The following is a 25,493-nucleotide window of genomic DNA, read 5'->3' on the forward strand; positions in this document are numbered from 1 at the left end:
ACCGCTGCACGATATCCAGCCGATGTTCTATGACCTTTGGCTTTAACGATTTGTTAACCTCATGTTTACTTACTAATACTGTAATACGAAGTCATCGCCCGCAGCGTTTAGAAATGGGAAAGTATTCAGCGAGTGGAGCGGAGCAGCCGAGAATCACGGCTCAGCGATCCGTGTTCATGGCGGCTATGCGCTGAGGGCAGGAACGAATGTGCAGGTTGGCGACGTCAGGCTCGCGGCAATTCCGTGGCGTGGCAGGTCGTCATCAAGATCGTCGCCGGACTGCCGTGGACTGCGACGAACTGGCGACAGAACCCCGTGCCTTTAATTTGGCGTCATGTTGCACGTGCGCGCCTGCTATGTTAGCAAAGCCGCGATTTTAACGGATCCGGCACCTCCCGTGCCGGCCGAAAATCGAAGTCCCGCTTGAATTCCAAGGGCTTGGATCGCTAGGCGCCGCTTCGTGGCGACGGTTTTTCCCTTGCGAGTTTGACAGCAAAAAGAGCGCGTCTGTGGCTGCAGAAGATACGTCCGTTTCTGGTGTGTCCGGCCGTTATGCAACGGCCTTGTTTGAACTGGCCCGCGACCAGAAAGTGGTCGACGAGGTCAAAGCCGATCTCGATAAATTCGAGGCCTTGCTGAACGAGAGCGCCGATCTGAAGCGCCTCGTCCGCAGCCCGGTGTTCGCGGCCGATGCCCAGTCCAAGGCCCTCACGGCCGTGCTGGACAAGGCCGGCATCGCCGGGATCTCCGCCAATTTCCTCAAAGTGCTGACCGCCAACCGCCGCCTGTTCGCGGTGGCCGACGTCATCCGCGCCTACCGCGTCCTCGTCGCCAAGTTCAAGGGCGAGACGACGGCCGACGTGACCGTGGCGGAAGCGCTCTCTGACAAGAATCTCGACGCCCTCAAGGTTGCCCTGAAGTCGGTAACCGGCAAGGACGTCGCGCTGAACGTGAAAGTCGATCCCGCGATCATCGGTGGCCTCGTCGTTAAGCTGGGCAGCCGCATGGTCGATGGTTCGCTTCGCACCAAACTCAATTCGATCAAGCACGCGATGAAAGAGGCAGGCTGATGGACATCCGCGCCGCGGAAATTTCCGCGATCCTCAAGGACCAGATCAAGAATTTCGGCCAGGAAGCTGAAGTCTCCGAAGTCGGACAGGTGCTGTCCGTCGGCGACGGTATCGCCCGCGTCTACGGTCTGGACAACGTCCAGGCCGGTGAAATGGTCGAGTTCGAGAACGGCACCCGCGGCATGGCGCTGAACCTCGAAACCGACAACGTCGGTGTCGTTATTTTCGGTGCCGACCGCGAGATCAAGGAAGGCCAGACCGTCAAGCGCACCCGCGCCATCGTGGACGCGCCGGTCGGCAAGGGCCTGCTCGGCCGCGTCGTCGACGCGCTCGGCAACCCGATCGACGGCAAGGGCCCGATCCAGGCCGACAAGCGTATGCGCGTCGACGTCAAGGCGCCCGGCATCATTCCGCGCAAGTCGGTGAGCGAGCCGATGGCGACCGGCCTCAAGGCGATCGACGCCCTGATCCCGATCGGCCGTGGCCAGCGCGAGCTGATCATCGGCGACCGTCAGACCGGCAAGACCGCGATCGCGCTCGACACCATCCTGAACCAGAAGCCGCTGAACGCGCAGCCCGACGAGAACATCAAGCTGTATTGCGTCTACGTCGCGGTCGGCCAGAAGCGTTCGACCGTCGCCCAGTTCGTGAAGGTGCTGGAAGAGCAGGGCGCGCTCGAATACTCGATCGTCGTCGCCGCCACCGCCTCGGATCCGGCGCCGATGCAGTACATTGCCCCCTTTACTGCCTGCACCATGGGCGAATTCTTCCGCGACAACGGCATGCACGCCGTCATCATCTATGACGATCTGTCCAAGCAGGCCGTCGCCTACCGCCAGATGTCGCTGCTGCTGCGCCGCCCGCCGGGCCGCGAAGCCTATCCCGGCGACGTGTTCTATCTGCACTCCCGCCTGCTCGAGCGCGCCGCGAAGCTCAGCAAGGACCATGGTTCGGGCTCGCTGACCGCGCTGCCGGTCATCGAAACCCAGGCCAACGACGTGTCGGCCTACATTCCGACCAACGTCATCTCGATCACCGACGGCCAGATCTTCCTGGAAACCGACCTGTTCTTCCAGGGCATCCGTCCCGCGGTGAACGTCGGTCTGTCGGTGTCGCGCGTCGGCTCGTCCGCGCAGACCAAGGCCACCAAGAAGGTCGCCGGCAAGATCAAGGGCGAGCTCGCGCAGTACCGCGAAATGGCGGCGTTCGCGCAGTTCGGCTCCGACCTCGACGCCTCGACCCAGCGCCTGCTCAACCGCGGCTCGCGCCTGACCGAACTCCTGAAGCAGCCGCAGTTCTCGCCGCTGAAGATGGAAGAGCAGGTCTGCGTGATCTGGGCCGGCACCAACGGCTATCTCGATCCGCTGCCGATCAACAAGGTGCGCGCGTTCGAGGACGGCCTGCTCTCGCTGCTGCGCGGCAAGCACGTCGACATCCTCAACTCGATCCGCGACAGCCGCGACCTCTCCGACGACACCGCTGGCAAGCTGAAGTCGGTGGTCGAAGGCTTCGCGAAGAGCTTCGCGTAACGGCAAGCATGGCCGGATCCGTCCGGCCATGATCGCTTCGCGAGAGGCAAACCAATAAGACGCGTGCCCGGCGCCCGGCCGGGCATTGCGGTAGGGACAGGCTAGCGGTCCGACGCTTCAGTCGAACCGCCGGGGTGAACGAAGAATGGCGTCACTTAAAGACATGCGCGTCCGCATCGCCTCCACCAAGGCGACGCAAAAGATCACCAAGGCCATGCAGATGGTCGCGGCCTCGAAGCTGCGCCGCGCGCAGACCGCGGCGGAAGCTGCGCGTCCCTATGCCGACAAGATGAGCGCGGTGATCTCCAACATCGCCAGTGCCGCGGCGGGCTCGCCCGGCGCGCCGGCGCTGCTGGCCGGCACCGGCCGCGATCAGGTTCACCTGCTGCTGGTCTGCACCGGCGAGCGCGGCCTGTCCGGCGCCTTCAACTCCTCGATCGTGCGTCTCGCCCGCGAGCGCGCTCTGGCGCTGATGGCGCAGGGCAAGGAAGTCAAATTCTTCTGCGTCGGACGCAAGGGCTATGAGCAGCTCCGCCGTCAGTTCGACAAGCAGATCGTCGAGCACCTCGATTTGCGCAGCGTCCGCCAGCTCGGCTTCGTCAACGCCGAGGACATCGCCAAGAAGATTCTTGCCCGTTTCGAGGCCGGCGAGTTCGACGTCTGCACGCTGTTCTATTCGCGCTTCCGCTCGGTGATCGCGCAGATCCCGACCGCCCAGCAGGTGATCCCGCTGGTGGTCGAGGAGGGCGGTGCCGCCAGCACGACCTCTTACGAATACGAGCCGGAAGAGGACGAGATTCTCACCCGTCTTCTGCCGCGCAACCTCGCGGTCCAGATCTTCCGCGCGCTGCTCGAGAACAACGCCTCGTTCTACGGCGCGCAGATGAGCGCGATGGACAACGCGACGCGCAACGCCGGTGAGATGATCCGCAAGCAGACGCTGGTCTACAACCGCACGCGTCAGGCGCAGATCACCAAGGAACTGATCGAAATCATCTCGGGCGCCGAAGCCGTCTGATCAAGACGCTTCAGCATCCATCACACGCAACATCCCGGTCACGCTGACCGCGGTTTAGAAGTTCGGATCGAAGGAGACATTCAATGGCAGCCCAGGTCGGTCGCGTCACCCAGGTCATCGGCGCCGTCGTCGACGTGCAGTTCGAAGGCCACCTCCCGGCCATTCTCAACTCGCTCGAGACCAAGAACGGCGGCAACCGTCTGGTGCTCGAAGTCGCCCAGCATCTCGGCGAATCGACCGTGCGCACCATCGCGATGGACACCACCGAGGGTCTGGTCCGCGGCCAGGAAGTCACCGACACCGGTTCGCCGATCCGCGTTCCCGTCGGCGAGGGCACGCTCGGCCGCATCATCAACGTCATCGGCGAGCCGATCGACGAAGCCGGTCCCGTCAAGTCGGAAGGCCTGCGCGCCATCCACCAGGAAGCGCCGACCTACACCGACCAGTCCACCGAAGCTGAAATTCTCGTCACCGGCATCAAGGTCGTCGACCTCCTCGCGCCTTACGCGAAGGGCGGCAAGATCGGCCTGTTCGGCGGCGCCGGCGTCGGCAAGACCGTGCTGATTCAGGAGCTGATCAACAACGTCGCGAAGGCGCACGGCGGTTACTCCGTGTTCGCCGGCGTCGGCGAGCGTACCCGCGAGGGCAACGACCTCTATCACGAGTTCATCGAGTCCAAGGTCAACGCCGATCCGCACAATCCGGATCCGAGCGTGAAGTCGAAGTGCGCGCTGGTGTTCGGCCAGATGAACGAGCCGCCGGGCGCCCGCGCCCGCGTCGCGCTCACGGGTCTGACCATCGCGGAAGACTTCCGCGACAAGGGCCAGGACGTGCTGTTCTTCGTCGACAACATCTTCCGCTTCACCCAGGCCGGCTCGGAAGTGTCGGCGCTGCTCGGCCGTATTCCTTCGGCGGTGGGATATCAGCCGACGCTCGCCACCGACATGGGCGCGCTGCAGGAGCGCATCACCACCACGCAGAAGGGCTCGATCACCTCGGTGCAGGCCATCTACGTTCCGGCCGACGACTTGACCGACCCGGCGCCCGCGACCTCGTTCGCGCATCTTGACGCGACCACGACGCTGTCGCGCTCGATCGCCGAAAAGGGCATCTACCCGGCGGTGGACCCGCTCGACTCGACCTCGCGCATGCTCTCCCCGCTGGTCGTCGGCGAGGAGCACTACGCGGTCGCCCGTCAGGTGCAGCAGGTGCTGCAGCGCTACAAGGCGCTTCAGGACATCATCGCCATTCTCGGCATGGACGAGCTTTCGGAAGAGGACAAGCTGACCGTGGCCCGCGCCCGCAAGGTCGAGCGCTTCATGTCGCAGCCGTTCCACGTCGCCGAAATCTTCACGGGTTCGCCGGGCAAGTTCGTCGACCTCGCCGACACCATCAAGGGCTTCAAGGGCCTGGTGGAAGGCAAGTACGACCACCTGCCGGAAGCCGCCTTCTACATGGTCGGCACCATCGAAGAGGCGGTCGAGAAGGGCAAGAAGCTGGCTGCCGAGGCGGCCTAAGTTTCAGATGTCATCGCCGGACTTGATCCGGCGATCCATCGAAAGAACTTTCGTTGACTGATGGACCCGCGGGTCAGGCCCGCGGGTGACAAGCGAAGCAAGCGGAAAAACCATGGCCACCTTCCACTTCGATCTCGTCTCTCCGGAAAAGCTCGCCTTCACGGGCGAGGTCGATCAGGTCGACATCCCCGGCGTCGAGGGTGACTTCGGCGTGCTGGCTGGACATGCGCCCGTCGTGGCTGCGATCCGGCCCGGCATCCTCACCATCACCAGCGGTGGCAGGCACGAGAAGGTCATCGTGCTCGGCGGCCTCGCCGAAGTCTCCGAGAAGGGCCTGACCGTGCTCGCCGACGTCGCGACCTCGCTGGACGAGCTCGATCGTGCTCAGTTCGCCGAGACCATCGCGGAGATGGAAGAGGGTCTGAAGGAGCACGAAGGCGGCGAGCTCGATCACGCCATCGAGCGTCTCGACCACTTCAAGAGCATCCAGCAGCAGCTCAACTCCACGGCTATGCACTAAGCCCCGGCGCAGCCGCTCCGGGGCCAGGCTCAAAATTCCTGAATAAGTTCAGCGCTCGTCACCGACCGTGGCGGGCGCTGAAACTTTGTTGCACCGCGACGCCGATAGCGGCATTCTGCGCCCGCGAATTTGTTCCGGGGCGGGTCACAGATGAAACGCAAGATCGCGGCGATTTTCGCAGCCGATATTGCCGGGTATTCGAGGCTGGTCGCGGAGGATGAAGAGGAGACGCTGCGGCGCCTGGCCTCTTACCGCGAAGTCATCGACGATTTCATCGCCAAGGCCGGCGGGCGCATCTTCAACACGGCGGGCGATGCCGTGCTCGCGGAATTTCCGAGCGCGGTCGATGCGGTGCGCTGCGCGATCGACATCCAGGAAAGCTTGCGGACCCGCAACATGGCGTACCCGCCGAGCCGGCAGATGTCGTTCCGCATCGGCATCACCATCGGCGACGTGGTCGAGCGCAACGGCGATCTGTTGGGCGACGGCGTCAACATCGCCGCGCGCCTGGAGGGCCTTGCCGAGGTCGGCGGCATCTGCGTCTCCCGCGCCGTGCACGAGCAGGTCGCCAACAAGCTGTCGGTGCAGTTCGCCGATATCGGCGCGCAGGAGGTGAAGAACATCCCGACGCCGGTGCACGCCTACATGGTGGCGATGCGACGCGAGGACGGCAGCTATTCCAAGCCGCAGCTGAAGAAGGCGGCTTCGAAGGTGGCCGCTGCACCGGTGTGGATGTGGCCGCTGGTGGTTGCCGTCGTCTCGATCGTTGCGATCGTTGTCTCCGGCTTCCTCTACAACACCAAGCTCAAGCAGACCGCGACCGCCGCATCGACCCCGGCCGTGACGCCCAGTGCTGCGCCGAGCCCAACGCCGGCTGCGATGGCGGCAACGCCGACCCCGATGCCGACCCAAATGGCAAAGGCGCCGATGGCGCCGTCCAACGCCGGCGCAGCGATGGCGCCGATGCCTGTACCGTCACCGTCCGCCGCGATGATGACAGGCAAGCTTGCCGCCGACAGCGTGCCCTTCATCAACGAGCGCGTCCGCAACTATCTGGCCGGCGACTATTCCGCGGCCGGCGACTACAAGGCCTTCGCGCTCAATGTCGGCGGCTTCACCGGCTCGGTGCTGAACCAGCCGAGCGAGGAGGCTGCGCGCAACGGCGCGATCGAGCAGTGCCAGAAGCGCGCCGATGCCGCGCAATCGCCGCGGCGCTGCGAGCTCTATGCGGTCGGCAACAATGTCGTCTACGCGCACGGCAAGCCGCCGATGCCGCCGGCGCCCTACTTCCGGCATGACGCCATGACCGAGCGGGCGTTTGCCTCGAAGGATTTTCCGATCGTGCGCGATCCGCAAAAGGTGCGGCTCGAGAACATGTTCGTGCCGGCGGCGAAATCCCGCTCGGTCGCGCTCGGACCGGGCGGGCAATATTTCATGGTGCTGGGCGCATCATCCGCCGATGATGCGGCGCGGCGTTCGCTGGAATCGTGCGGCGCGATCGCCGGCGTCGCCTGCATGATCGTCGCGATCGACGACAATTTCGTCGTGCCGATCCCGACGCTGCTGAGGATCACCGGCTTCTTCCACGCCGCGAGCAATCCCTCGATCGTGGCGGATGCCCGCGACGAGGTCGTGCGCAAGCTCGGTGAGGCCATGGGCTGGAACGCAGTCGCCGTCGGCACCGCCGGCCGCCCCGGCCTCGGCCTCAAGGCCGCCGACGAGCAGACCGCCGTCGCCACCGCGCTCGCCGACTGCGCCAAGCGCGACAGCGACTGCCACGTCATCGCCATCGGCCCGTTCACGGTGGGCCCGATCAATTAGGGCGTGCCGGGATTAGGCCCGACTAGCCGCGCCAACATCGGTGCGTTTCCCTCCCCCGCAAGGGGGGAGGGAGCGAGAGAATGGTGCGCCCCTCACCCGCAAACCGTCGTCGAAAATCTTCGAATGATTTCAACCCCGTTCTACTGTGCATGGGGTTGTTTTCGCAGTTTCAGTTTCCGAACGCCGCAAACTCCCGCGCCACCGCGCGGTAGACGTCGCGGCGGAACGGCACCACGAGGTCCGCGACGCGGTCGAGGCGCTCCCAGCGCCAGGCGTCGAACTCCGCAGGCTGGCCGTTGCGCGGCGTCAGCGGATCGATCTCGTCATCCTTGCCGGTGAAGCGCAGCGCGAACCATTTCTGGCGCTGGCCGCGAAACTTTGCGAGGCGATGCGTCTGCGGTCCGTCGTAGGGTGGGAATTCATAAGTGAACCAGTCGGTCTCGCCGAGATAGTCGGCGCTGACGACGCTGGTCTCCTCCCACAGCTCGCGCATCGCCGCATCGCGCAAATTCTCGCCCTCGTCGACGCCGCCCTGCGGCATCTGCCAGTCGAGCCCCGGCAGGATGATCTCGGGCCCGTCGCCCTTGAAGCGGTGGCCGATCAGCACGCGGCCGTCGGCATTGAACAGCGCGATGCCGACGTTGGGGCGGTAGGGTTTTTCGTTCGTCACGCGTAACCTTCTATCGTCATTCCGGGGCGCGCGGAGCGCGAGCCCGGAATCCATAACCACAGGCGGCTGTCGGTTGAAAGCTCGCGGTTGACATCTGCCACGCCACCGCTCCCTGGGGTTATGGACCCCCGCCTTCGCGGGGGTGACGAGCGGAGGGTTGGGATGGAGCTCGCCGTTCAACCCGCCAGAGCGGAAAATTCCTTCACCACGCGCTCATAGACCGGGCGCTTGAAGGGAATGATCAGCCCGGGGAGGTTCTTCATCGGCTCCCAGCGCCAGCTCACGAATTCGGCCTTGTGGCCGCCGCCGCCCGGCTTCTCGACGTTGATCTCGCTGTCCTTGCCGGTGAAGCGGACCGCGAACCATTTCTGGCGCTGGCCACGGTAACGGCCCTTCCAGGCGCGGCCCGCGACCGTGCGCGGGATGTCGTAGATCAGCCAGTCCGGAACCTCGCCGAGCCGCTCGACCGAGCGCACGCTGGTCTCCTCATAGAGCTCGCGCTTGGCGGCTTCCCAGGTGTCCTCGCCGGGATCGACGCCCCCCTGCGGCATCTGCCAGACATGGGCGTCGTCGACATGCTCGATGCCACCGGCGCGGCGGCCGATGAACACCAGTCCCTTCGCATTGATCAGCATCACACCGACGCAGGTCCGGTAGGGCAGATCCTCGTAACGCGCCATTCCGCCAGACCCTCTTGCCTGCACTTGGTGGGCATGCCGGTCCCGCGCGACCCGTGCCGTACCAATTCGTTGATTTAGCTGGATTTTGATTTCAGCATCGCGGTTGTCAATGGCACCAAAAGGATACCTCGGTCGCCCAATGTCTTGGTCCAGGCACTGACGCGCTCGATCGAGACCGGCAGGGCCGAGGCGGTGCCGACGGCGACGCCGCGCTCGCGGGCCGTCGATTCGAGCTTGGTCAGGGCGCGGTCGATTTCGGTCGGGGTCGGAACCACGTCGATCGCGATGTCGCCCTTGCCGAACGGCATCGACGCGCTTGACGCGGCCTGGGGCGCGATGCTGCGTGGCGAGGAGCCGTCGTCGAAGAAGCCGAGGCCGCGCTTGGCCGCCTCGCGGATGATCGGCTGCATCGCCGGCTCCGTCGCGATGAAGCGGGCGCCCATGAAATTGGTGAGGCCGGCATAGCCCTGCATCCGGCTGAGGTGCCAGTACAGGCGGTCCATGTTCTGGTCGGGGCTGAGCGAGGTCAGCAGCGTCTGCGGTCCCGGATCGTTGTCCGGGAAGTCGTAGGGCTCCATCGGGATCTGCAGGAAGATCTCGTGGCGCTGGGCGCGGGCCCGCTCGGCGAGCTTGCCGGGATCGGCGCCGTAGGGCGTGAAGGCCAGCGTCACCGCCGGCGGCAGCTTCATGATCGCATCTAGGGTCTTGGCGGCGCCGACGCCGAGGCCGCCGATCACGATGGCGACCACCGGCATCCTGGCGGCCTTGGCGCGGTCGGCATCGGCCGCATAGACGTTGAACGGTTTCAGGTCGCCGGCGACCACGGGGATCATGCCGTAGCGCGACTTCTCCAGCAGCTTGGGATCGATCCCGGCCATGACCGGCGGCGGGGCGGACGCCGCCTCGCCCTTGTCGGCGGCATCGCCCGCGCCGATCACCACGTCGCGCCGCGCGCCGGTCGAGCCGTCGATCATGGTGACGGTCTTCTGCTCACCGGGGGCGGCCTGCTTCGGCGCTTCCTTGGTGTCCTGCTTGCTCTCGTGCCTGGTATCGGAGGCCGCCGGCTTCTCGTCCGTCGCTTTGGGCTCGCGGATCGCGATCCGTGTCATCGGCTCGCCGCCGAGCGGGTCCTTGTTGAAGATGGCAAAGCCCGCAAAGGTGACCAGGAACAGACCGAGCAGCACCGCCAAGAGCTGCATGGCGGTGAACGGCAGCCGCAGCCGGCGCTTGCGGCGCGGCTTGTCCTGTCCGAGCGGGGCGCTCAGATCATCGGCCGTTTCAGTCATGCGCGATCCCGAATCACTCGTCCCGACGATACCACGGCGGGATCAAGCGGCGGCAGGCCGGGATAGGCCGGGGACGACAGGAGTTCCAAGCAAAAAAGGGCGGCTCGAGGAGCCGCCCTTTTCGGAAGATCGCTTGATGCGCTGACTCAGTTCGCCGCTTTGGGCTTGTCGGCCGCAGCCTTGTCGGTGCCCGGGGTGGGCGCGGCGGAGGCGCTGTTCTTGATGCCGTGGAGCAGGTCGTCGGCGAGCTTGAGCGCCTTGTCGTCCTTGGCGTCCGGCGGCACGTAGGACTGCGAGCCGGTCTTCTCGTCGCCGTCGTTCTTGAGGTGGCCGCGCAGCGAAGCCTCACCCTTGGTGTCGGTGCGCGACTTCAGCTCGTCCGGCACGTCCTGCAGCACTTCGATGTCGGGCACGATGCCCTTGGCCTGGATCGACTTGCCCGACGGCGTGTAGTAGCGCGCGGTGGTCAGGCGCAGCGCGCCGTTGCCCGAGCCGAGCGGGATGATGGTCTGCACCGAGCCCTTGCCGAACGAACGCGTGCCGACGATGGTCGCGCGCTTGTGGTCCTGCAGCGCGCCGGCGACGATTTCCGACGCCGAGGCCGAGCCGCCGTTGACCAGCACGATGACCGGCTTGCCCTTGGTGAGGTCGCCGGCATGCGCGGTGCGGCGCTGGGTCTCCTCGGCATTGCGGCCGCGGGTCGAGACGATCTCGCCCTTCTCCAGGAACGAGTCGGACACGGTGACCGCTTCCTCGAGCAGGCCGCCCGGGTTGTTGCGGAGGTCGATGATGTAGCCCTTGAGCTTGTCGCCGATCTGATTCGAGAGGTTGGCGACCTCGCGCTTCAGGCCTTCGGTGGTCTGCTCGTTGAAGGTGGTGATGCGGATATAGCCGATGTCGTCGGCCTCGACGCGCGCGCGCACCGAGCGGACGCGGATGTTGTCGCGCACCAGCGTCACGTCGAGCGGATTGTCCTGGCCCTTGCGGATGATCTTGAGCTTGATCTTGGTGTTGACCGGACCGCGCATCTTCTCGACCGCCTGGTTCAGGGTGAGGCCCTGCACCGCCTCGTCGTCGAGATTGGTGATGATGTCGTTGGCCATGATGCCGGCGCGCGAGGCCGGCGTGTCGTCGATCGGCGAGACCACCTTGATCAGGCCGTCTTCCATCGTGACCTCGATGCCGAGGCCGCCGAACTCACCGCGGGTCTGCACCTGCATGTCGCGGAAGCTCTTGGCATCCATATAGCTCGAATGCGGATCGAGGCCGGTGAGCATGCCGCTGATGGCGGATTCGATCAGCTTGGTGTCGTCGGGCTTCTCGACATAATCGGAGCGCACGCGCTCGAACACGTCGCCGAACAGGTTGAGCTGGCGATAGGTGTCCGCGGTCGCGGCTCGCGCGCTGGAGCCCATGAACACCGCGCGCGGCTGGGTCACGAACAGCGTCAGCGCCGCACCGGTGGCTGCGCTGAGGAGGATTACTGAAGTCTTGCGCATCATCCGCGAACCTTCTCGCCTTCATTTGCGGCCCACCATGGGCCTGGATCGATTGGAGTGCCGTCTTTACGGAACTCGACATACAGCACAGGTTGACTCGCGTTCGTGGCGAGAATGGAGGCGACTTGAGAGGTCGACCCCATGGTCGCGACAGGCTCCCCCGTGAGCACAAACTGTCCGATGTTGACCGAAATGCGCTCCATCCCGGCGATCAGGACATGATACCCGCCCCCGGCGTTGAGGATCAAGAGTTGTCCATAGCTGCGGAACGGGCCGGCATACACAACCCAGCCATCGCACGGCGTCGTGACCTGGGAGCCCGGCTTTGTCGCCAGCGAAATGCCCTTCTGCACCCCGCCGACCCCGTCGGAACCGCCAAAGTCCCTGATCTTGTTACCGTTAACCGGCAGGGGCAGGAGGCCCTTGGCCGAGGCGAAGGCGATCGCGGGGGTAGTCCGGGACCGGTCCTTGAAAGCGGCGGGGCCGGATTTGGCGCTGGCGGCCGCGTTTGCCGCTGCCAGCTTGGCCTCCTTGGCCTCGGCCTGCCTTGCGGCCTCGGCGGCCTTCTCGGCCGCCTTGGCGGCGCTCTGCAGGTCCTGCTCCATCTTGGTGATCAGCCCCTGGAGATCGCCGACCTGCCTTGAGAGCGCGATCGCGCGCGAGCTTTCGGCGTCGAGGTCCTTTTCGCGCGCAGCCTGTTGGCGCTGCCGCTCGTCGATCAGGGCGGTGAGGCGGGTCTGGTCGCTCCGGACCTTGTCGCGGTCGGCGGCGAGCTGGTCGCGTTCGCTCGCGATGTTCTTGCGCAGGGCCACGAGTTCGCCGAGCTCGCCCGCGATCCTCTCCGCGCGGCCGCGCAATTCCGGCACCACGGCGCCGAGCAGCATCGCGGTGCGTAAGGATTGCAGCGCATCCTCAGGTCGCACCAGCAGCGCCGGCGGCGTGCGCCGGCCGGCCCGTTGCAGTGCCGCCAGCACCTCGACGATGTCGGCGCGGCGCGAATCAAGCGAAGAGCGCATCTGCTGCTCGCGGCCGTTCAGCGTCTTCAGCCGCGCTTCGGTTTCGTCGATCTTGGTCTCGACGGTGCGCACATTGGTGGCGGTGTCGATCAGCTGCTGATTGAGCTGGGTGCGATCCTGGCCGAGCGCGGTGATCTCGGCCTTCAACTTGGCCTGCGCTTCCTCCGCGCTCTTTTGTCGGGCGCGCGCAGCTTCCAGTTCCTGCTCGCGCTGCTTGATGGCGTCGGGCGAGACGGCCGCGGTCTGGGGCGCCGGCGCTGCCGTCTGAGCTTGTGCGAGGCTTGTGCCTGCGAGGTTTGCGCCTGCGAGGCTTGCAATCAGCAGGTTGAGGACGGGCGCTCGCATCGCTTTAGGCAAAGGTGCTCGTTGTGGCGCGGATCACGCGCGGTGATAAGGATGGCCGGCCAGGATGGTGGCGGCCCGATACAGCTGTTCCAGAAGCATGACGCGGACCATTTGGTGCGGCCAGGTCGCAGAGCCGAACGCGATCGCGAGCTTGGCCTTACGGCGCAATTCGGGCGAAAGTCCGTCCGCCCCTCCGATCATGAAGATAGTATGTCCGGCCCCCTCGTCGCGCCAGCGCCCGAGATGCCGTGCGAATACGGTGGAGTCGAGATTCTGGCCGCGCTCGTCCAGTGCCACCAGGATGGATTTTTCGGGGATATGCGCCGAGATCGCCGCGGCCTCTTCAGTCATCCGCGTCGCGGCGTCACGCGCGCGGCTCTCGGGAATCTCGTGGATGCTGAGCTCGCGGAATCCGAGCTTGCGGCCGGCCTCGTCGAACCGCTCGAAATAGCGGTCGGCAAGCTCCCGTTCGGGGCCCTGCTTCAGCCGGCCCACCGCAATGACAGCAACACGCATGATGGTTTCAGCGTCGTGTTTTCGAGGTCGCGCGCATCAGGCGCGCGCACGACGCTAGCATGCGCGTCAGCCGATTCGAAATCGGCTTCGTCAGCCTCTAGATCGCCTTCGCCGCCCCTGGGCCCTGCGTGTACAACCTCTCGAGGTTGTAGAACTCGCGGACCTCGGGTCTGAACACGTGCACGATCACATCGCCGGAATCGATCAGCACCCAGTCGCAATTGGGCAAGCCCTCGACATGGATGTTCTTGATGCCGGTTTCCTTGAGGCCCTTCGTCACGTTCTCCGCGATCGCGCCAACGTGCCGGTTCACCCGGCCGGTGGTGACGATCATGTAGTCGGAGTATGCCGATTTGCCGCGAAGGTCGATGGTGACCGTCTCTTCCGCCTTCATATCCTCGAGGCGGGAGAGGATCAGGCTCAGCGTCTTGTCGGCGTCGGGTTGCGCCTTCAAGGCCGCAGCTTTGGTCGATGTTTTACGCGTAGGCTTAGCAACCTTGGGTAAAACAGACTTGGACAATACAGATGTGGCCAGGGACCATTCCTTTCACTGTATCGCGAGAGCCGAATCCGGCGCTCACGGGTGACACTACATCATGTGGGGTTAAGGGTTTCAATATGCCAGAGAGGCCAAGGTCCCCACAACGCCCGGACACTCCGTCTCACTTCGTACCTTTCCAGCTCCCGTCCGGGTTCCGCAGACCGGTCGAGGACAGATTCAGCTTCAATCCGGTCAGGAATACCCAGGCCGGCGCCGACTGGTCCGCAAGCAGCGCTGCCTTGCTCTCCGGCAGACGGTAACGAGATAGCGCTTGGGCGGCGGGCGAGGCGAGGGCGCGAAAACTCTGCGGCGGGCGATCGATGACCGCCATCGGCACCTGGCCGGCGATCCGCCGCCAGTCCTGCCAACGATGGAATTGAGCGAGGTTGTCGGCGCCCATGATCCAGACAAAGCGCAAGCCCGAGAAGCGGCGGCGCAAGGTGTTGATCGTGTCGATAGTATAGCGGGTGCGAATGACGGATTCGAGACAGCTCACCTCGATGCGCGGATCATCGGCGACATCGCGTGCGGCCTGCATGCGCGCGCCGAGCTCATGCAGGTTGCCATTCTCCTTGAGCGGATTGCCGGGGGTCACCAGCCACCAGACGCGATCGAGTTGCAATCGCCTAAGTGCGAAGCGGCTGATCGCGCGATGCGCCTGATGCGGCGGGTTGAACGAGCCGCCGAGCAGGCCGATGCGCATGCCCTCCGTGTGGGGCGGGACCGCTTGCGCCACAAAACGCGGCACGACGAATTTGTTGCTCAATGCCCCGCGCCTTGCAACGTTACTTACGGCCGCGTCTGCCCGGTGCCGTGAACGCGATATTTGAAGCTCGTGAGTTGCTCGGCGCCGACCGGGCCGCGGGCGTGGAAGCGGCCGGTGGCGATGCCGATCTCGGCGCCGAAGCCGAACTCGCCGCCATCGGCGAACTGCGTCGAGGCGTTGTGCAGCACGATCGCGGAATCGACCTCGCTCAGGAATTTCTTCGCCGCACGCTCGTCAGCGCTCACGATCGCATCGGTATGATGCGAGCCGTGATTCTGGATGTGCGCGATCGCGCCGTCGACGCCGTCCACCACCTTCGCCGCGATGATCGCGTCGAGATATTCGGTGTCCCAATCCTCGTCGTTTGCAGGCTTTACGCGCGCATCGGCCTTCTGCACGGCCTCGTCGCCGCGCACTTCGCACCCCGAGTCGATCAGCATCTCGACCAGCGGCTTCAGGCTCGATGCAGCAGCTGCGCGATCGACCAGCAGCGTCTCGGCGGCACCACACACGCCGGTGCGGCGCATCTTGGCGTTGAGCACGATCGACTTCGCCATGGCGAGGTCGGCGCTGGCATCGACATAGACGTGGTTGACGCCTTCGAGATGCGCGAACACAGGCACGCGCGCTTCCTGCTCGACGCGCGCGACGAGGCTCTTGCCTCCGCGCGGCACGATCACGTCGACGGCGCCGTTCAGGCCCGACAGCATCATGCCGACCGCTGCGCGGTCGCGCGTCGGCACCAGCGTGATCGCAGCTTCAGGCAGACCGGCCTCGCGCAGACCCTGCACCAGGCATTCATGGATCGCGCGGCACGAGCGGAAACTGTCCGAGCCGCCGCGCAGGATCACGGCATTGCCCGACTTCAGGCACAGCACGCCGGCGTCCGCCGCAACGTTGGGGCGGCTCTCGAAGATCACGCCGACGACGCCGAGCGGCACGCGCACGCGCTCGATGGTCATGCCGTTCGGCCGCTGCCAGCTCTCGGTGACGACGCCGATGGGATCGGCGATGCCGCGCACGATGCCGATGCCTTCGGCCATCGATTCGATCCGCGCCGGCGTCAGCGTCAGGCGGTCGATGAAGGAGGAGGTCATGTTGCCGGAGGCGCGGGCCTCCGCGACATCCTCGGCATTGGCGGCAAGAATCGCCGCCGCGTTGGCGCGGATTGCCCGCTCCATGGCCTCGAGCGCCCGGTTCTTCTGTTCCGGCGGCGCCAGCGCCAGCACGCGCGCGGCAGCGCGGGCACGGGTGGCGAGATCGGACATCAGCGCCAAGAGATCGCTAGTCCGATCGGCATTGCCGTCAACGGCTTTGAGGGGGGCGGCCATGGGGGTTCAACCTTCTGCTAAGGCGGTGTCCTAGCACGGAAATCCCGCTTTTGCGAAGGGCGGGGAGGGTATGGCAGGTACTCCCCCTAGGCCAGTGGCCCAGCCCCGTCGTCATGGCCGGGCTTGACCCGGCCAGCCACGCACCACCTGCGCCGTCATTCCGGGATGGTCCGAAGGACCAGACCCGGAATCTCGAGATTGCGGGTTCGGTGCTAGCGCACCGCCCCGGAATGACGGAATCCGCCTCACCCGCCCACCACCAGATCGTCGCGGTGGATCATCTCGGCGCGGCCGCTGATGCCGAGGATGGTCATCACGTCCGGGGAGGAGCGGCCCTTGATGCGCTCGGCATCATCGGCGTCATAGGCGATCAGGCCGCGGCCGATCTCGCTGCTGTCGGGGCCGCGCACGACCACGGCATCGCCGCGGGCGAACTGGCCCTCGACCTTGATCACGCCGGCCGGCAGCAGGCTGGCGCCGGCGCGCAGCGCGGTCACCGCGCCGGCGTCGATCGTCAGCGTGCCCTTCGGCTCCAGCGTTCCCGCGATCCAGCGTTTTCGCGAGGTGATGGGATTGGCGGGCGTCAGGAACCAGGTGCAGCGGCCGCCATCGGCGATTGCCTGCAGCGGATGCTCGATCTTGCCGGAGGCGATCAGCATGTGGGTGCCGCCGGTGGTGGCGATCTTGGCCGCCTCGACCTTGGTGCGCATGCCGCCGCGCGACAGCTCGGACTCGGCATCGCCCGCCACGGCCTCGATCTCCGAGGAGATGCTGTCGACGACCGGAATGAGCTTTGCGTTCGGGTTGTTCTTCGGCGGGGCGTCGTAGAGCCCGTCGATGTCGGACAGCAGCACCAGCAAATCGGCGCTCGCCATGGTGGCGACGCGCGCGGCGAGGCGATCGTTGTCGCCGTAGCGGATCTCGGTGGTGGCGACCGTGTCGTTCTCGTTGATCACGGGGATGGCGCGCCACTCCAGCAGCTTGCCGATGGTGGAGCGCGCATTGAGATAGCGGCGGCGCTCCTCGGTGTCCTGAAGCGTCACCAGGATCTGACCGGCATCGATGCCGTGAGCCCCGAGCACCTCCGACCAGATCCGCGCCAGTGCGATCTGGCCGACGGCGGCGGCGGCCTGGCTCTCTTCCAGCTTCAACGGACCGCGCGGCAGCTTGAGCCGGCTGCGGCCGAGCGCGATCGAGCCGGAGGACACCACGAGGACATCGCGCCCTTCCTTGTGCAGCTTGGCCATGTCGTCGGCGAGCGCGGCGAGCCAGGACGCCCGCACCTCGCCCTTGTCGGAATCGACCAGCAGCGCTGAGCCGACCTTGACGACGATGCGGCGGAATTGACTGAGTTCGGGGCTGGCCATGTGTGTCTGTGCTGGCGCGTGTGACGAAATGCTCTGCGTTGGAAACGGCGGAGCGAGAGAGCGGCGCCGGTGAGGCCTGCTTTTGCAGCAGGACGATGGCCGGCGCAAGGCGGCCGGCATGGTAAACGGCGCGGGTCGGGCTTGTCTTTGATCCTGCCTTCAGACTTGTCTTGGTCGCCGGTCCGGTTCTAATGCCGCCAATCAAATGGGCTGGAGGGGAAACGAATGGATCGCCGCACATTCATGGCCGGATGTCTTGGAGGAGGACTTGGATTGCCGCTGCTGGCGCAGGCGGGTGAGGCGCAAGCGCAGGCCGGGCTGACGAAGATCATCTTCCCGTTTGCAGCCGGAGCGGGCGGCGACACGTTGTGCCGGCTGATCGCGCAGGAGATGGCTCCGGTGCTGCAGCGGACCATGGTGGTCGAGAACCGTACCGGCGGCGACGGCCTGATCGGCATCAAGGCGGTCAAGGGCGCGAGCCCCGACGGCAGCATGGTGCTGGTGACGACGGGGCCCACCATGTACCTGCTGCCGATGGTGGAGACGACGCCGAGCTTCGACACGTCGAAGGATTTCATGCCGGTGTCGCTGCTGGCGCGATTCGAATTTGCGCTCGTGATGGGGCCGGGCATCGATGCGACGGACTTCAAGGCATTCGTCGCCTGGCTGAAGGCGCATCCCGACAAGACCTCGTTCGGCGTGCCGAGCAACGGCACCATTCCGCATTTCATGGGCTCCAGGCTCGAGAAGGATCTCGGCATTCCCCTGACCCGCGTGCCCTATCGGGGCAGCGCACCAATCCTCAACGACCTCGTCGGCGGCCACATCTCATTTGGTATCACCACGCTGGCCGATGCACTGCCGCAGCATCGTGCCAAGGGCGTGAAGATCATCGCGGTCTCGAGCGCGGAACGTTCACCCTTCGCGCCCGACGTCCCGACACTGAAGGAGAGCGGCATCGATCTCGTCGCGGACGCCTGGTACGGCATGTGGCTTCCCGCCGGCAGCCCGCCGGATTTCGCCAGCAAGCTCGGCGCGGCCGCGAGCGCGGCACTGGCCAAGCCGGAGGTGAAAGAGAAGCTCACGGCGATCGGGTTGATCCCGGTCGGCAGCAATGCGGAAGGGCTGTCGAAGGAGCTCGCGGCGAACACGGCGTTCTGGCAGCCGATCGTGAAGGCTACAGGATACAAGATCGAGAATTAGGTCTCTCCTCCCGTCATTGCGAGGAGCCCTTGCGACGAAGCAATCCAGAATCTCTCCGGGGAAAGAACTGGATTGCTTCGCTGCGCTCGCAATGACGGCGTGGATGGATGTTCGATTGTAGCGACGATGCAGACTCGCGAAGAGCAGCCTACATCTTCGCGCGCTGCGCGATGCCGTCCTTGATCGCGGCGAGCTCTTTCTCATCCCAGATGCCGATCAAGACCCCGCCCTTCACCTGCAACTGATTGTCGGCATAGGCCGCGATCTTCTCGCGCGGCGTGGTGATGTGGCCGCTCGGATGCAGCGCCCAGTCGAACAGCTCGGCCTGCAACCGCGCGATGATGCCGGCACAATCCGGGTCGTCGCCGCGATCAACGTACTCATCCGGATCGGTTTCGAGATCGTACAGCATCGGACGGAAGCCGGAGGCGTGGATGTATTTCCAGCGGCCGTCGAACACCATGAACAGGCGGCAGCGCTCGATCGGCTGATTCAGCTTCAGCCGCACGTCCTGCATGGCGTAGTCGTATTCGGAGAACGCCACCTTGCGCCATTCGGGCTTCTCGCCGCGCAGCAGCGGCAGCAGCGAGCGTCCTTCGAGAATGTGGCTAGAGACCTTGCCGCCGAAGTAATCGACGAAGGTCGGCGCGAGATCGATGCCCTCCACCAGTGCGTCGCTGCGCGTGCCGCGCGTGGCGTCTGCCTCCCTGGAGGGATCGATGATGATCAGCGGGATCTTCGCCGACTGTTCGTGGAACAGGTCCTTCTCGCCCATCCAGTGATCGCCGAGATAATCGCCATGATCTGAGGTGAACACGATCATGGTGGTCTCCAGCAGGCCGCGTCCCTCCAGGAACTTCATCAGCACGCCCATCTGATCGTCGATCTGGGTGATCAGGCCCATATAGGTCGGGATCACCTTCTCGCGGGCATCGTCGCGCGCCATGTTGCGGGAGTAGCGCATGTCCATATAGGCGCCGAACACCGGATGCGGATTTTGCCGCTCGCGTTCGGAGCGGATCACCGGGATCATGTCATCCGTCGAATACATGCTGGCGTAGGGTTCGGGCGCGATATAGGGCCAGTGCGGCTTGATATAGGACAGATGCAGGCACCACGGCCGGCCGTCGGTCTCGGCCTCGCTGATGAAGTCCATCGCGCGCCGGGTCATGTAGGGCGTCTCGGAATGCTCCTCCGGCACGCGCGCGGCCTTGTCGGCATGCACCAGCAGCCAGCCGTTCTGCAAGGAGCCATCTTCAGCTGCGGCTGAATTGGCCCAGTGCTCCCAGGGATTGGTGGCTTCAAAACCTTGGCTGCGCAGATACTCATCGTATTTCGGGCGCGGCCGGCCGGTCGGATGCAGGCCGTCGTCGCGTTCATAAGGCTCGAAGCCGCATTCGGCGACGTGTACGCCGATCATCGATTCCGGCGGAATGCCGAGCGCCTTCATGCCTTCGAGGTCGGGCGCCATGTGGGTCTTGCCGACCAGCACGTTGCGCACGCCGATCTTGTTCAGATGATCGCCGAGCGTGGGCTCACCGACGCGCAGCGGCCAGCCGTTCCAGTGCGAGCCATGCGAGCGCATGTAGCGCCCGGTGTAGAACGACATGCGCGACGGACCGCAGATCGGCGATTGCACATACGCCTTGGTGAACAGCACGCCGCGCTTCGCCATCGCGTCGATGTTGGGCGTCTTCAGCGTGGGATGGCCGGTGCAGCCGAGATAATCATAGCGAAGCTGGTCGCACATGATCCAGAGAACGTTTTTCGCGCGCGCCATGCGTTATCCCTGCCGTTTCTTGATTGCTTGATGCTGCGATATTAGAGCGCCGGTGACAACCTGCCAGTGATGCGGGCGCCTGCTACCGCACAATCAGTGTCGTCCCGGCGCAGGCCGGGACCCATAACCCCAGGGAGAGGTTTGGCGATGACTGGTTGTTCGGGACTAAGATCATCCGCAACCGATAGATCACGCGGTATGGGTCCCGGCCCCCCGTGCGCAATTGCGCACTAGGCCGGGACGACGATCAGGCCGACCACGGCTCCGCTTCGGCCGCACTCTTCGCCTTGGCGGAGACCGGGCTTTCGCCGATCACATCCGCGAGCGCGCGCAGCGCTTCCTTCACGCCCTGGCCGGTGACGCCCGAGATCAGCAGCGGCGTCTTCTTGGCGGCGCGCTTCAGGCGGTCCTTCTGCTTCTTCAATTCATCCGGCTCGACCGCGTCGATCTTGTTCAGCGCGACGATCTCGATCTTGTCGGTGAGCTGTCCACCATAGGCATCGAGCTCCTTGCGCACCGTCTTGTACGCTTTGCCGGCGTGCTCGCAGGTTGCGTCGATCAGATGCAAGAGCACGCGGCAGCGCTCGACATGGCCGAGGAAACGGTCGCCGAGGCCGGTGCCTTCATGCGCGCCTTCGATCAGGCCGGGAATGTCCGCCAGCACGAACTCGCGGCCGTCGGCGTTCACGACGCCGAGCTGCGGATGCAGCGTGGTGAAGGGATAGTCGGCGATCTTCGGCCGCGCCGCGCTGACCTTGGACAGGAAGGTCGACTTGCCGGCATTGGGCATGCCGACGAGGCCGGCATCGGCAATGAGTTTCAGCCGCAGCCAGATCCAGCGTTCCTCGCCGGGCTGGCCGGGATTGGCGTTGCGCGGCGCGCGGTTGGTCGAGGATTTGAAATGCGCATTGCCGAAGCCGCCATTGCCGCCCTCGGCCAGCACGAATTTTTCGCCGACCTTGGTGAAGTCGTGGATCAGCGTCTCGCGATCCTCGTCGAAGATCTGCGTGCCCATCGGCACCTTCAGCACGATGTTCTTGCCGTTGGCGCCGTGGCGGTCCGAGCCCATGCCGTTCTCGCCCTTCTGGGCCTTGAAGTGCTGCTGGTAGCGGTAGTCGATCAGCGTGTTCAGCCCGTCGGCGACCTCGATGATGACATTGCCGCCGCGACCGCCATTGCCGCCGGAGGGACCGCCGAATTCGATGAACTTCTCGCGGCGGAACGCCACGCAGCCGTTCCCGCCGTCACCGGAGCGGATATAGACCTTTGCTTCGTCGAGGAATTTCATGGGCCATAGGTAGGCCAGCCGGCCCCCTCCGGCAACCCGGATTGACCCGCAAATCAGCCGAAATTCCGCGAATTTCGGCCCTTGCTTAACCCGATGGCACCGTCCGGCATGACTTGGATGTGTACAGCCGGATCGAAACAGGGGGGCGCGCTCCGTGCAGACCGTTAGGCTGGCGGCGCATCGCCGGCCGGCAGCAGGACGCAGCGAAGTGGGTGCTGACGGGCCGCCGCAAGGGTCTGGATTTTTTCGCGAAAGGCCACAGCCTCGGTGCGGGGAAACACCCCGCAGGAGCCGCGTTTGCGGGCATGGGTGGAAAACACGATCGCGGTGGCGCGCTCGCGGCTCATCCCGACGACGTTCTCGAGAACGAAGGTCACGAACTCCGCCGGCGTATAGGGGTCGTTGAGCAGAACGAGCTCCAGGTCAGCCGTCTCGCCACGATCGGCTTCGACGTCCGCAATTGCGCCCTTGACGATACCATGGCTCAGATAAACCAGCGCGTCGTAGCGGGTTGCGCCCTGTGCGAGAAGGAAGCGGCCGACCGGCTCGGCGAACAGCTCGACCAGCATGTCGGCGCCGGTCACCACCGTCCGTTCGGACAGCTGTGCCTCGTTGAAGGCAAGCTGGAGCAGATGGCCCAGGCCCGTCGTCGGGTCCGTCGAGCCTGCGGCCTCGACATCCCGCCGCAAACGCGCCAGGTCGATGCCGCGGGCCTGCAGCACCGGCAATGCGTCTTCGTCCTCGATCAAGGCGATGAGCAAATCCTGCGGGCCGGGATGCGCGCGGCCTCGCGCCCGCGCGATCGACGTCGCGCGCTGGAGCGAACGCTTGAATGTCTCGGAGCAGGGCGGAAGCAGTGCCATCGCGGGCCTTTGTGTACGGGCGGAGTGTGCACGGGCTTTGTCGGCACTTTCTCCGCCGCGGTTCACACGGTGCGGCCTGCTCCGCTCGCGCCGCGAGACGGCTCCGCTAGCCCGGCCGCCGCCGGATCAGGAATTTCTGCGTGCCTTCGAGCACCAGCTCCTTGCGCTGGTTGAACACGGTGCTGCGAAGCGTGACCGTGCCGGTCGTGCGGCCCGGCACCAGCTCGATGACCTCGAGCGCGGGATAGATGGTGTCGTCGGCGAAGACGGGTTTGAGGAACCGGCTCGATTGCTCGAGGAAGCCGACGAGGGAGTCCTCGACCATGAACGGAAACAGGCCGGCGCCGGGCGCAGTGTGGATCAGGGTCTGGAAGCCGTGGGCGAGCAGATGCGGCATGCCGCGGCTGCGGCAATATTCCACATCGTAATGCACGGGATGGGTGTCGCCGCTCGCGGTCTGGAATGCCGCGAACACCGCCGAGGTCTGGGTGCGGCTCGGCAGCACGAAGCGCTCACCGACCACGAAATCCTCAAACCAGCGTTGCGTGGGGATCATGCGATGCTGGGTCGGATCGAAATCGGTCATGCCAAAGCTCTTTTTCTCGGTGCCGCCTCTATCGCTACCGCGATGCGAAGAGTGCGACAATCCGTTCAATTCAGCGTGGCGGGCTTGTCCCTGCGGCCCACGTCATTAAAACGACCGCAAGCGACACTATTCGCCGATTCCTGATGCTCTCTCCCCGTCATTGCGAGGAGCGAAGCGACGAAGCGATCCAGACTGCCGCCGCGAAGACAGTCTGGATTGCTTCGCTTCGCTCGCAATGACGATCCCTCGCAGTTCGATCGATGCCCTTCTTCAAGAACCTCTCAGCCTACGACGACCGCTCCGCGCGCCTGGCCGGCATCGCGCTGATGGTGCTGTCGATCTTCATGTTCTCGTTCGGCGACGCCATGGGCAAGTTCCTGGTCGGGACCTATTCGGTCGGGCAGCTCTTGTTCCTGCGCGCCTGCGCGGCGCTGCTGTTGCTGTCGCCGCTGATCTGGAAGCAGCGCCATCAGTTCCTGCATCTGGAGCGGCCGGGCCTGCAGCTGTTTCGCGTCGTGCTCTCGACGCTGGAGGTCGCCGCCTTCTTCCTCGCCACGGTCTATCTGCCGCTCGCCGACGTCATCACCTATTATCTCGCAGGTCCCATCTTCGTCACCGCGATGTCGGCGATCTTTCTGGGCGAGAAGGTCGGCTGGCGGCGCTGGACCGCGATCCTGATCGGTTTCTGCGGTGTCTTGATCGCGCTGCGGCCGTCGGCCCAGACCATCAGCCTGCCGGCGCTGATCGCGCTCGGCGGCAGTCTGTCCTTCGCGACCCTGATGCTGATCACGCGCAGCCTGCGCAAGACGCCCGATATCGTGATGGCGTCCTCGCAGTTCATCGGCACGTTCTCGCTTGGCGCGGTGCTGTCGACGTTCCACTGGGTGCCGCCGACATCGGGCAGCCTGGTGATCTTCGCGATGGCCGGGCTCATCTCGGTGACCGCGCTGTTCTGCGTCAACCGCTCGCTCAAGCTGGCGCCGGCGAGCGTCGTGGTGCCGTACCAATATTCGATGATCGTCTGGGCGGTGATCTTCGGTTTCGTCGTGTTCGGGGATGTCCCCTCGATCGCGACCATCGTCGGCGCGGCGATCATCATCGGCGCCGGGTTCTATATCTACTTGCGTGAACGGGATTTGGGGCGCGCGAGCGCCGAGGTGAATCCGCCGGCCTAACCACAATCTCCGCCTTCGCCGGGACGACGGCGGAGAATGACGTCCCGCCTTTGCCTACCTCACCCGTCTCGCGCTGCTCCAGCTCTTCAGCGACGCCCACACGCCGCGGGAGAGGCGGAAGCAGTCGACCGGCGTGGAGGAGCCCAGCGCCAGGAAGCGGTGCAGCTGGACGCCGCTCCACTGGAAGCCGCACTTCTCCAGCACCTTGCGCGAGGCCGGGTTGGTGACGCGGGCGCCGGCATGGAGATGGTCGTCCTCGTACTCCTCGAAGAAGAAGTCGATCGCGCCGCGCGCAGCTTCGGTGGCGAAGCCCTGGCCCCAATGCTCGACGCCGAGCCAGTAGCCGAGTTCGGCATTGCCGGGCTTGGAGCAGTCGATCCCGACCATGCCGACCGGGCCGCTGTCGTGCTCGATCAGGAACACGGTCTCGCTGCCGAGCTCGGACGTGGCGCGGATGAACTCGACGGCGTCGTCCTGCGAATAGGGATGCGGCAGGCGGCGCGTGTTCTCGGCGACGCGGCGGTCGTTGGCGAGCCGGGCGATGGTCCTGACGTCGGCGAGGGTCGGCCGCCGCAACGTCAGCCGCTCGGTGGCGACGACATCAGGTCTCGCCTCCCGCAAGGTCACGCTCGAGAAGTCCTGCAACATGTCCGGCTCCGTGAAAGTCACTAAGTCAAAGTGAGCAAGTCAAAGAAAAGGGGAGGCCGGTTTCCCGCCTCCCCTGGAGCCTTCGATCTGTTGATCTCTAGGACTCCGCCGGTTTGGTAGGACCCGGCGGACTCCAATTTGATCCACCGTCTATTCAGCCGCCTCTGCAATCGGGAGTACCGATACAAAGGTGCGGCCGTTGGCTTTGGCCTGGAACGCAACACGACCTTCAACCTTGGCGAACAAAGTGTGGTCCGTGCCCATGCCGACATTAAGGCCGGGGTGCCAGGTGGTGCCGCGCTGACGCGCAATGATGTTGCCGGGAGTGACGATCTCCCCGCCGAACGCCTTGATGCCGAGGCGCTTGCCCTTCGAATCGCGTCCGTTACGCGATGAACCGCCTGCTTTTTTGTGAGCCATGGCTCGTCTCCGAAATCCTGCGTATTTCTAGATCAATT

General features: G+C 65.1%; 24 protein-coding genes. 8 read left to right on the forward strand and 16 right to left on the reverse strand.

Annotation, left to right across the window (positions count from 1 at the left end):
- Positions 1–509 precede the first annotated feature (509 nt).
- The 6 genes from N2603_RS01980 (at position 510) to N2603_RS02005 (ending at position 7,475) form a co-directional block, all read left to right on the forward strand.
- The gene (locus tag N2603_RS01980; protein ID WP_018643887.1) at positions 510–1,070 is read left to right on the forward strand and encodes a F0F1 ATP synthase subunit delta; all 561 of its coding nucleotides are present in this window, start codon (positions 510–512) and stop codon (positions 1,068–1,070) included.
- On the forward strand, positions 1,070–2,599 hold the full coding sequence (gene atpA, locus N2603_RS01985; protein WP_018643886.1) for a F0F1 ATP synthase subunit alpha: 1,530 nt from the start codon (positions 1,070–1,072) through the stop codon (positions 2,597–2,599). The genes N2603_RS01980 and atpA overlap by 1 nt, the downstream gene beginning before the upstream one ends.
- Positions 2,600–2,744: 145 nt before the next feature.
- Entirely contained in the window at positions 2,745–3,617 is an 873-nt protein-coding gene (locus N2603_RS01990) for a F0F1 ATP synthase subunit gamma (RefSeq protein WP_018643885.1), read from the forward strand.
- Between the two features lie 83 nt (positions 3,618–3,700).
- On the forward strand, positions 3,701–5,134 hold the full coding sequence (gene atpD / locus N2603_RS01995; RefSeq protein WP_018643884.1) for a F0F1 ATP synthase subunit beta: 1,434 nt from the start codon (positions 3,701–3,703) through the stop codon (positions 5,132–5,134).
- Between the two features lie 112 nt (positions 5,135–5,246).
- Positions 5,247–5,654 carry a F0F1 ATP synthase subunit epsilon gene (locus tag N2603_RS02000; protein WP_026312122.1) on the forward strand — a complete coding sequence of 136 codons (408 nt, stop codon included), beginning with the start codon at positions 5,247–5,249 and terminating at the stop codon, positions 5,652–5,654.
- Between the two features lie 150 nt (positions 5,655–5,804).
- The gene (locus N2603_RS02005; protein ID WP_260387494.1) at positions 5,805–7,475 is read left to right on the forward strand and encodes an adenylate/guanylate cyclase domain-containing protein; all 1,671 of its coding nucleotides are present in this window, start codon (positions 5,805–5,807) and stop codon (positions 7,473–7,475) included.
- Positions 7,476–7,644: 169 nt separating this feature from the next.
- Here N2603_RS02005 and N2603_RS02010 read toward each other — a convergent pair whose 3' ends face one another.
- The 10 genes from N2603_RS02010 to proB all read right to left on the reverse strand — a co-directional run bounded on the left by N2603_RS02010 (position 7,645) and on the right by proB (position 17,492).
- A complete protein-coding gene (locus N2603_RS02010) occupies positions 7,645–8,145 on the reverse strand; it encodes an RNA pyrophosphohydrolase (protein ID WP_260387495.1) in 501 nt (166 codons plus the stop codon).
- A gap of 176 nt (positions 8,146–8,321) precedes the next feature.
- On the reverse strand, positions 8,322–8,825 hold the full coding sequence (locus N2603_RS02015; RefSeq protein WP_260387496.1) for an RNA pyrophosphohydrolase: 504 nt from the start codon (positions 8,823–8,825) through the stop codon (positions 8,322–8,324).
- Positions 8,826–8,899: 74 nt separating this feature from the next.
- A complete protein-coding gene (locus tag N2603_RS02020; protein ID WP_260387497.1) occupies positions 8,900–10,111 on the reverse strand; it encodes a divergent polysaccharide deacetylase family protein in 1,212 nt (403 codons plus the stop codon).
- Between the two features lie 146 nt (positions 10,112–10,257).
- Positions 10,258–11,613, reverse strand: a complete 1,356-nt coding sequence (locus tag N2603_RS02025; RefSeq protein ID WP_018643878.1) for a S41 family peptidase — start codon at positions 11,611–11,613, stop codon at positions 10,258–10,260.
- Positions 11,610–12,971 carry a murein hydrolase activator EnvC family protein gene (locus N2603_RS02030; RefSeq protein ID WP_260387498.1) on the reverse strand — a complete coding sequence of 454 codons (1,362 nt, stop codon included), beginning with the start codon at positions 12,969–12,971 and terminating at the stop codon, positions 11,610–11,612. The genes N2603_RS02025 and N2603_RS02030 overlap by 4 nt, the downstream gene beginning before the upstream one ends.
- Before the next feature lie 33 nt (positions 12,972–13,004).
- The gene (rlmH, locus tag N2603_RS02035; RefSeq protein WP_018643876.1) at positions 13,005–13,487 is read right to left on the reverse strand and encodes a 23S rRNA (pseudouridine(1915)-N(3))-methyltransferase RlmH; all 483 of its coding nucleotides are present in this window, start codon (positions 13,485–13,487) and stop codon (positions 13,005–13,007) included.
- A 97-nt stretch (positions 13,488–13,584) separates the two neighbouring features.
- Positions 13,585–13,941, reverse strand: coding sequence for a ribosome silencing factor (rsfS, locus tag N2603_RS02040; RefSeq protein ID WP_018643875.1), 357 nt, complete (start codon positions 13,939–13,941; stop codon positions 13,585–13,587).
- Between the two features lie 208 nt (positions 13,942–14,149).
- Entirely contained in the window at positions 14,150–14,794 is a 645-nt protein-coding gene (locus N2603_RS02045) for a nicotinate-nucleotide adenylyltransferase (protein ID WP_018643874.1), read from the reverse strand.
- 23 nt (positions 14,795–14,817) lie between these two features.
- Positions 14,818–16,125: a glutamate-5-semialdehyde dehydrogenase gene (locus N2603_RS02050; RefSeq protein ID WP_260387499.1), complete on the reverse strand. Its 1,308-nt coding sequence runs from the start codon at positions 16,123–16,125 to the stop codon at positions 14,818–14,820.
- A 245-nt stretch (positions 16,126–16,370) separates the two neighbouring features.
- Positions 16,371–17,492, reverse strand: coding sequence for a glutamate 5-kinase (gene proB / locus N2603_RS02055; RefSeq protein WP_260387500.1), 1,122 nt, complete (start codon positions 17,490–17,492; stop codon positions 16,371–16,373).
- Between the two features lie 225 nt (positions 17,493–17,717).
- On the opposite strand from proB, the gene N2603_RS02060 reads away from it, so the two are divergent.
- Positions 17,718–18,695 carry a Bug family tripartite tricarboxylate transporter substrate binding protein gene (locus N2603_RS02060; protein WP_260387501.1) on the forward strand — a complete coding sequence of 326 codons (978 nt, stop codon included), beginning with the start codon at positions 17,718–17,720 and terminating at the stop codon, positions 18,693–18,695.
- 148 nt (positions 18,696–18,843) lie between these two features.
- Here N2603_RS02060 and N2603_RS02065 read toward each other — a convergent pair whose 3' ends face one another.
- The 4 genes from N2603_RS02065 to N2603_RS02080 form a co-directional block, all read right to left on the reverse strand.
- Entirely contained in the window at positions 18,844–20,475 is a 1,632-nt protein-coding gene (locus N2603_RS02065) for an alkaline phosphatase family protein (RefSeq protein ID WP_260387502.1), read from the reverse strand.
- A gap of 247 nt (positions 20,476–20,722) precedes the next feature.
- A complete protein-coding gene (gene obgE, locus N2603_RS02070) occupies positions 20,723–21,763 on the reverse strand; it encodes a GTPase ObgE (RefSeq protein WP_212346529.1) in 1,041 nt (346 codons plus the stop codon).
- Between the two features lie 164 nt (positions 21,764–21,927).
- The gene (locus N2603_RS02075) at positions 21,928–22,626 is read right to left on the reverse strand and encodes an ATP-dependent Clp protease adaptor ClpS (RefSeq protein WP_482151232.1); all 699 of its coding nucleotides are present in this window, start codon (positions 22,624–22,626) and stop codon (positions 21,928–21,930) included.
- 106 nt (positions 22,627–22,732) lie between these two features.
- Entirely contained in the window at positions 22,733–23,212 is a 480-nt protein-coding gene (locus N2603_RS02080) for a MaoC family dehydratase (protein WP_260387504.1), read from the reverse strand.
- Positions 23,213–23,472: 260 nt separating this feature from the next.
- Between N2603_RS02080 and N2603_RS02085 the strand changes: the two genes are divergently transcribed.
- Positions 23,473–24,387: a DMT family transporter gene (locus tag N2603_RS02085; RefSeq protein ID WP_260387505.1), complete on the forward strand. Its 915-nt coding sequence runs from the start codon at positions 23,473–23,475 to the stop codon at positions 24,385–24,387.
- 54 nt (positions 24,388–24,441) lie between these two features.
- On the opposite strand, the gene N2603_RS02090 is transcribed toward N2603_RS02085, so the two are convergent.
- The gene (locus N2603_RS02090; RefSeq protein WP_260387506.1) at positions 24,442–25,035 is read right to left on the reverse strand and encodes a GNAT family N-acetyltransferase; all 594 of its coding nucleotides are present in this window, start codon (positions 25,033–25,035) and stop codon (positions 24,442–24,444) included.
- Positions 25,036–25,185: 150 nt separating this feature from the next.
- On the reverse strand, positions 25,186–25,455 hold the full coding sequence (rpmA, locus tag N2603_RS02095; RefSeq protein ID WP_018643862.1) for a 50S ribosomal protein L27: 270 nt from the start codon (positions 25,453–25,455) through the stop codon (positions 25,186–25,188).
- Positions 25,456–25,493: the final 38 nt, after the last annotated feature.

The organism is Bradyrhizobium huanghuaihaiense, from assembly GCF_025200885.1.
Lineage (GTDB): Bacteria > Pseudomonadota > Alphaproteobacteria > Rhizobiales > Xanthobacteraceae > Bradyrhizobium > Bradyrhizobium huanghuaihaiense.